This is a genomic window from Treponema sp. UBA785 (assembly GCF_002297065.1).
Taxonomy (GTDB): domain Bacteria; phylum Spirochaetota; class Spirochaetia; order Treponematales; family Treponemataceae; genus Treponema_D.
Window position 1 is genome coordinate 1 of sequence record NZ_DBJD01000062.1, and the last position, 6,863, is coordinate 6,863.

7 protein-coding genes are annotated in these 6,863 nt (G+C 39.3%); 4 read left to right on the forward strand and 3 right to left on the reverse strand.

Features of this window, described 5'->3' with window-relative positions:
- Positions 1-251: 251 nt before the first annotated feature.
- The gene (locus tag B2X33_RS05250) at positions 252-743 is read left to right on the forward strand and encodes a hypothetical protein (RefSeq protein ID WP_296020424.1); all 492 of its coding nucleotides are present in this window, start codon (positions 252-254) and stop codon (positions 741-743) included.
- A gap of 247 nt (positions 744-990) precedes the next feature.
- Positions 991-1,944: a hypothetical protein gene (locus B2X33_RS05255; RefSeq protein ID WP_296668132.1), complete on the forward strand. Its 954-nt coding sequence runs from the start codon at positions 991-993 to the stop codon at positions 1,942-1,944.
- Between the two features lie 82 nt (positions 1,945-2,026).
- Here B2X33_RS05255 and mtaB read toward each other — a convergent pair whose 3' ends face one another.
- The 3 genes from mtaB to B2X33_RS05270 are packed head-to-tail and all read right to left on the reverse strand — an operon-like array spanning position 2,027 to position 4,447.
- Positions 2,027-3,457, reverse strand: a complete 1,431-nt coding sequence (gene mtaB, locus B2X33_RS05260) for a tRNA (N(6)-L-threonylcarbamoyladenosine(37)-C(2))-methylthiotransferase MtaB (RefSeq protein ID WP_296668135.1) — start codon at positions 3,455-3,457, stop codon at positions 2,027-2,029.
- A 2-nt stretch (positions 3,458-3,459) separates the two neighbouring features.
- A complete protein-coding gene (locus B2X33_RS05265; protein WP_296668137.1) occupies positions 3,460-4,083 on the reverse strand; it encodes a tetratricopeptide repeat protein in 624 nt (207 codons plus the stop codon).
- 4 nt (positions 4,084-4,087) lie between these two features.
- Positions 4,088-4,447: a bactofilin family protein gene (locus B2X33_RS05270; protein ID WP_078931132.1), complete on the reverse strand. Its 360-nt coding sequence runs from the start codon at positions 4,445-4,447 to the stop codon at positions 4,088-4,090.
- A 117-nt stretch (positions 4,448-4,564) separates the two neighbouring features.
- On the opposite strand from B2X33_RS05270, the gene B2X33_RS05275 reads away from it, so the two are divergent.
- Both B2X33_RS05275 and B2X33_RS05280 read left to right on the forward strand, forming a co-directional pair.
- Positions 4,565-5,764 (forward strand): CapA family protein, encoded by a 1,200-nt coding sequence (locus B2X33_RS05275; protein WP_296668139.1) that lies wholly within the window; start codon positions 4,565-4,567, stop codon positions 5,762-5,764.
- Positions 5,755-6,863 (forward strand): helicase-related protein (locus tag B2X33_RS05280; RefSeq protein WP_296668140.1); only part of this gene is annotated, 1,109 nt, incomplete at its 3' end. The genes B2X33_RS05275 and B2X33_RS05280, both read left to right, overlap by 10 nt.

Sequence of the window (6,863 nt, forward strand, 5' to 3'; positions counted from 1 at the left end):
CTACCACCTGAGCTAGTAGCCCATTCACTCAATTGCTGAATGCCTAATTACTATATGATTTATGAAAAAAAGTGTCAATATCTAAAAACTGTTTTTTTTTAATTTTTCAAAAACTAAATTTTGCTTTCTTAGAAAACTCTTACCCGAAATTAAGCAGATTTTAAAGATTGCATTTGTTTTTAGTTATAAAGTTTAATCATAAACAAAGCTGCATCGGCAACTTTTTGATTTTATTTTTTAGAGGTGGTTTTATGAAAAAATCCATTAAAATTATTTTGACAGCTGTTTTGCTTTCTGTCTTTGCAGGAACAAGTATTTTTGCAAAAAGTCCAAGGGCAGAAGAAAAAAACGATCAGCCAAGAGAACACTCTTTCAAGCACAGAAGAAACGATGTTCCGCCAAGACCGCACTTTAACCTGTTTGATGACGACAGCGTTTCTTTTATTGGAACTATAAAAAAAATAAGCTCTGACGCAAGCCTTATTACAATTACAAACACTGACGGAAAGGACGAGACATTTGCATTGACTCCGTTTACAAAAATCTGCATTCCGCCAGAAAGAGCTTTGAATCAGCAGGCTGAAAATCCTGATGAAAAGCCAGAACTTCCTCCTCCGCCTTGCTCAACGGCTGCAGATTTACAGAAAGACGACTGGGTTATCGTAAAAACTGCGGCTACTGACACAAAGACTCCTGTTGCAGGAATAATTTTTGTTTCTAAAAAAACAGTCGAAAAAAAATAATATCCAACAAAAAGGCGCGTAAGTTTTTTTTAGCTTATCCGGCGCGTTTACGCCGGATGCGCCGGGCTTTAGTTGGTGTTTAAGAGAGGATTGATAAAAATCAATCCTCTCTTAAACGGCAATGAGGGCTACCGAACCCAGAGCAGCCGGTCGCGGCAAATAAAATGCCGTCCTAAAAATTTTAATAAAATAAAACAGCCTTTAAATAATTGAAAATCTCTGCAATAATAAACATAAGGTTTTTGAAATGGCTGAAATAAATAGTGAAAACAGTGAAATTTTCGGGCGCAAGATTTTTTTTATCTGCGCAACATTCACCCTTAACACAAATATTATTTTGCGGTTGATGGAACAAGAATATGAAATTTACAAGATCGATGAGCCGCGCCAGTTAAAAAATCTTTTAGAATTAAATCCTCAGTCAATTGTTTATTTTAATGTCGATACTCACTTTTCTTCTCAGGTTTGGTTCAATTTTATTTCGAGTTTTGAACACAATCCAAAATTTGAAAAATGCGATTTTGGTGTTTTTTCTACAAAAGGAACCGGAAAATTTCTATATGGAAACGCATTAAAACTTTCGGCTGGAGCTTTTACCATCGATAAAAATTTTGGCGAAATTATGGGGCTGCTTTTGCAGAAACTTGAACTTTTAAAAGCAAAAGGCATGAGAAAATTTGTGCGTTTAATATGCGCCGACAATAAATCCGCCGAAGCTTATTTTATAAGCGGAAATATGATGTTCAAAATGAATTTTATCGACATTTCGTCTATCGGCGTTGGGCTGATTGTTCCTATGAAATATGCCGGATTTATAAAAATAAATTCTGTAATTCAAGGACTTACCCTTGTTCTCGGAAACAAGCAGCTTAAAGTGAATGCAAAAGTTCATACAATAAAAGCTGTTTCTTCTGGAATTTTAGCCGCCCTTATTTTTACTCCCGATACTCCTGGAAATTTCAGAAACTACGTGCGGACCTATATTTGCGAAGAGCTCCAGAAAAAAATGGCTGCAAGCCTCATAAAACTGCAGCTGGACAACACGGACTACACGATTGAAGTTCCGGCTGCCGTTGACGGCGATAAAGAGCAAAAAAAAGTTGAAAAAACTGCTGAAGAAAATAATGAAAGAAGTCCCGCAGAAGAAGAGTCCGAGGAAAATAAAAATCAAGAACCTAAAACTCTCAAAAAAACTGAATAAAAGCTTACAAAAATTCAAAAAAATGAATAAAACAAATAAGAAGCGGTCAAATTTTATATCGTTTTCTGACAATTTTTCAAAACTAGGAATTTTCTTCCAAAACTGCAAGAGTGTCGCTTTCTCCGGAAATTTCTGATTTTGAGAGCGGACGCAAAATCTTTACTTTTATTAGAGAGCCTGGCTCAGGAAGTTTTTCGTTCGTTCCGAACACAAGTTTACAGTGAAGAAAATTGCCAGTTACCGCGTGGACTACGATTCTATCTGCAAAAATTTTCGGTCTGTGGACAGTTTCGCAAACAGCCTCAAGCACCTGCCCTTCAAAAGAAGCTATATACTCTGATTTTGATTTTTTGTTAAAAGCTTCCAGAGCCTCAATTCTTTTTCCTGCGACTGAATTAGGAACCATAGGGCGCATAGAAAACGCCTCTGTGTTTGGGCGGGCGCTAAATGGAAAAGCGTGGACAAAAGAAAAGCCGCAATCACCGAGCATTTTTAGAGTGAGCTCAAAATCTTCATCGGTTTCGCCAGGAAAACCTGCAATAATATCGCAAGCAAGGAACGGATTTTTTTTCGCTTTTTTTAAGAGGCTGCAGGCTTTGTAAACGGCTTCGATTTTGTAAGGACGCTTCATTTTTGCCAAAACAGAATCGCTTCCGCTCTGCACAGAAAGATGAAAATGGGGGCAAACTCTTCTGTCGCTGATTATTTGCGCAAGCTCTTCATCGACGATTTCCGGGTAAAGGCTGGAAATTCTAAAGCGGATTGACTTTGTATTCTGCAAAAAAAGCCTCAAAAGACCTGCGAAATTTACAAAACCGTCTTTGTAATGTCCGCGATACTGAGAAATGTTTACAGTTGTAATAACAACTTCGTTCTGACCTTTTTCTTCAAGCTTTTGAACGCGTCTGATTGCTTCTTCGGCGTCTAAACTCACGGATTTTCCGCGGGCAAGGCGGATTGCGCAATAAGTGCAGGCGCAGTTGCATCCGTCCTGAATTTTTAAGGAAGCTCGTGAATGATGCGCAAAGCCGTCAGGAACAAGGCGGAACGGTTCTTGAATTTGATTATTTCCGGCTGTTTTATAAATCGCTTCAAAACTTTTTTGAATAAAAGCGGCAAGCTCTTCACCATAAAGCTCTGGATTTTGCTTTAAAACTTCTGGAACGTCGGCAAGATGTCCTTTATACTGCCCGCCCAAGACACAGATTTTTTTTCCGATTGCAAGAATTTCGTCGCGGCTGTTCTGCGCATAGCAGCCAGTAACAAGAACTGCACTTTTCGGGCATTTTGAAAGAAGAAGGCGGATTATTCTCCGCGCTTTTTGCTCGGCCTTTGCCGTAACAGTGCAAGTATTTACAACGCAGAGTTTTACGGACAAATTTTCGGCAGTCGCGGCAGAAAAAGGCGACATTGAAATTTCAAAACCCGCATTTTTAAATGCGCTAGCCGCACCTTCGCTTTCGACTTGATTGAGCTTGCAGCCGAGCGTTTCAAAGTGAATTATTTCTGACATTTTTAGCGGAGTTTTGCAACAACCCGTTCACGGCCGCGGATTGCATCGGAATTAGAACCGTTGAGCTCGATCGCTTTGCTGTATGCTTCGAGCGCACCGTTGTAGTTTCCGGTCATTTCGCGCGCATAACCGCATCTAGTCCACCAATAATCAACTAAAGGTTCTGTATGAACAGCCGTTGAAAAAGAAATATCTGCATGCTGATATTTTGCCTGACGGATATAAATTTCGCCCATGTAATAATAGGCATTGCCAATGCGGCTTCCGTTTGAAGGAACATTTGCCAGATAATACTGAAAAAGTTCGAGCGCGGCAGTATTTTTTCCAAGATAGAATTTTGCCTCCGCCTGAATTTCAATCAAGCGCACATCAGTTGAATTGATTTTCCGGGCTTCTGCAGAACGCTGCTCTGCCTCTGCATACTGTCTGCTGCGGACAAGGCTCCAGCAAAGAACGCAATATGAATCAATATTCTGCGGATCTTCCGCGATTTCCTGTTCGCAAATTTTTATTGCTTCTGCATATTTCCCGTTGCGGTAAAGAACAAGAGCATCTGCCCTCTGCTGCGCAAACGACTGAATCGAAAAAAGAGAAATGATTATTAAAACTAAAAATGATTTTTTCATTATTTTATCCTTGCATTGTGCATTTGCCGGAAAAATGAGAACCAGGTTCAAGAACAACCTGCTTTGCAGAAATATCCCCGTTTACAGAGCCTGTCGAAGAAACAAAAATCAAATCCTGACCGTTGATATTGCCTTCAACCTTTCCGCGAACAAGCACACGGCTTGCCGAAATTCCCGCATTTACAACTGCATTCGAATCAATCACTAGATCGCTTGTCGCCTCGATTGAACCGTTTACATTGCCACGAATCATAAAAGGCTTTGTGAATTTTATTTTTCCGCTAAAAGTAATATCGGAAGCAAGAATTGTATCAAAATCTTCTTCTTCAAGATCGAAAAAGTCTGTGTCTTTTACATCAAACATTCCATCATTTTACAAATATAAAAGATTTTTTTCAAGGAAACAGAAAAAATGTGTAAACAATAAGCGCAAATCTATGCCAAAGTTGTTTTATTGTCGATTTTTAACTATAATTGAATTATGAATTTTCTGCGCTCCTGCGTTTCAGTTTTTTTTCTCGTTTTTAGTTTTTCTTTTTTTTCATGCAACTCAACTTCAAGCATAAGCCAAAACAAACCGGATTTTCCAAAAATAGAAGAACCTCAGAATTCTTCAATTACAATGCTCTTTGCAGGCGACATTATGGCGCACGAAATCAATTTTAAGGCGCAGAAATTTGAAAGAATTTGGCAGGATGTAAAGCCTCTCGTAAAAAGCTGCGATCTAGCCTTTGCAAACATAGAAGCTCCGGTAAACAGCAAGCACGAATGGAGCACTTATCCGCAGTTCAACATGCATCCGGAATACGTCCAGGCGGCAATTGATTCTGGATTCAATGTTTTTTCGCTTGCAAACAATCACACAAACGACTGGTATCTTGACGGAATAAATGCAACCCGAAACTATTTTGAAAAAAAGACTGATGTTTTTGCCTGCGGAATAAAATCAAATCCCTCACAAAAGCTCACATTCCAAATTATAGAAAAAAACGGCTGGAAAATTCTTTTTGCGGCCGTTACAGAAATTTTAAACCGGCCAGATTATGCTTCGTGGATTGACTATTTTCCTCCAAAAAAACATTCCCAGCTCATTGAAGAACTAAAGGAAATCCAGTCCCAAAACGAACACGACATTTTTGTTTTGAGCGTCCACACTGACGAAGAGGAATACAAAAAAAACGTAACAGAAAGCCATAAAAAATTTTTCCGCCAGCTGATTGAAGAATGTAAAATTGATGTAATTTGGGCAAATCATCCTCACGTTTACAAAACTTTTGAAACAGTAACAATTTCTGACGGCAAAACAGAAAAAAACGCGCAAAGCGATTCGCCTTCAACAAAAACAAGAAAAGCATTTATAATGTACGCAAACGGAAACACAATTTCTGGACAGAGGTCTTCGCCTTCGCTTACAAAAACCGCAAATGCGCGCGATGACACAGGCGACGGACTTTTTATAAAAATGACTTTTGAAAAAACTTCTTCGCAAGTCAGCATAAAGCAGATCGAACCGCACTTTATAACATCTTACATTCAGCCGGACGGACAGATTGTGCTTCGTCTTGCTGATGACGATTTTATTCACTGTCTGAAGCGCTCAGGACTTTTTTACTGGGCAAAATATATTGAATCAAGAAAAAAAATTTACGAAAACACAAAAGGAAATTCATTATGGCAATAAATTATAAAAAGCTGCCTGTTTACGAACAAAAACAGCTTATTTTAGACCAGCTTGCAAAAAATCAGGTAATTGTAGTTCAGTCCACAACTGGCTCAGGAAAAACAACTCAAATTCCTGTAATTCTTCACGAAGCAGGCTATTCTCAAAACGGAGTAATTGCTGTAACACAGCCACGAAGAATTGCCGCCCTTTCGGTAAGCGAATTCATTGCAAAACAGTTAAACACGACTTATCCGGGACTTGTCGGCTACAAAATGCGGTTTGAAGATAAAACTGATTCTTCAACAAAAATCAAGATAATGACAGATGGAATTTTGCTGCAGGAAATGAAACTTGATCCGTGGATGAGCAAATATTCGGTAATCATGATTGACGAAGCCCACGAACGTTCGCTGAACATTGACTTTTGTCTTGGACTTTTAAAGCGAATTCTTGCTGTCAGACCGGATTTTAAGGTTATTATTTCTTCGGCAACAATGAATGCGCAGGCTTTTTCAAAATATTTTAACGGCTGCCCGATTGTGACAATTGAAACCCAGGTTTTTCCGGTTACGATGGTTTACGATCCGCCGGCAATAAAACCGACAACTTCCACAGAATCAGGCGCTCAGGCAATTTTAAGCAAAATTGAATCGACAATCGGACGCGTTCTGGACAACCATGAGCCTGGCGACATTTTGATTTTTCTTCCCGGCGAAAAAATCATAAAAGACTGCGTGCAAAAACTTTACAACTCAAGTTTCCGCTCAAAAATCCACATTGTGCCGCTTTACGGAAGGCTTCCTAAAGAAGAGCAGGAAAAAGTTTTTGACTCCGCCCCATTCGGAAAAAAGAAAGTTGTAATTTCAACAAATATCGCCGAAACTTCTGTAACGATAAATGGAATAACAACGGTTATAGACTCGGGCTTGGCAAAATTGAATTTTTATAACCCGAAAACCTATACATCATCTCTAATCGAAACTCCGGTAAGCAAGGCAAGCTGCAACCAAAGACGCGGACGCGCAGGACGAACCTGTTCCGGAACATGCTACCGGCTTTACAAGCGCACAGATTTTGAAAGCAGGAGCGAATACACGACAGAAGAAATTTTCCGCAC

Excerpts from the sequence above, each read along its gene's own strand:
- B2X33_RS05250 (WP_296020424.1), top strand. The coding sequence starts at position 252 with ATGAAAAAATCCATTAAAATTATTTTGACAGCTGTTTTGCTTTCTGTC.
- B2X33_RS05255 (WP_296668132.1), top strand. The coding sequence starts at position 991 with ATGGCTGAAATAAATAGTGAAAACAGTGAAATTTTCGGGCGCAAGATT.
- mtaB (WP_296668135.1), bottom strand. The coding sequence starts at position 3,457 with ATGTCAGAAATAATTCACTTTGAAACGCTCGGCTGCAAGCTCAATCAA.
- B2X33_RS05265 (WP_296668137.1), bottom strand. The coding sequence starts at position 4,083 with ATGAAAAAATCATTTTTAGTTTTAATAATCATTTCTCTTTTTTCGATT.
- B2X33_RS05270 (WP_078931132.1), bottom strand. The coding sequence starts at position 4,447 with ATGTTTGATGTAAAAGACACAGACTTTTTCGATCTTGAAGAAGAAGAT.
- B2X33_RS05275 (WP_296668139.1), top strand. The coding sequence starts at position 4,565 with ATGAATTTTCTGCGCTCCTGCGTTTCAGTTTTTTTTCTCGTTTTTAGT.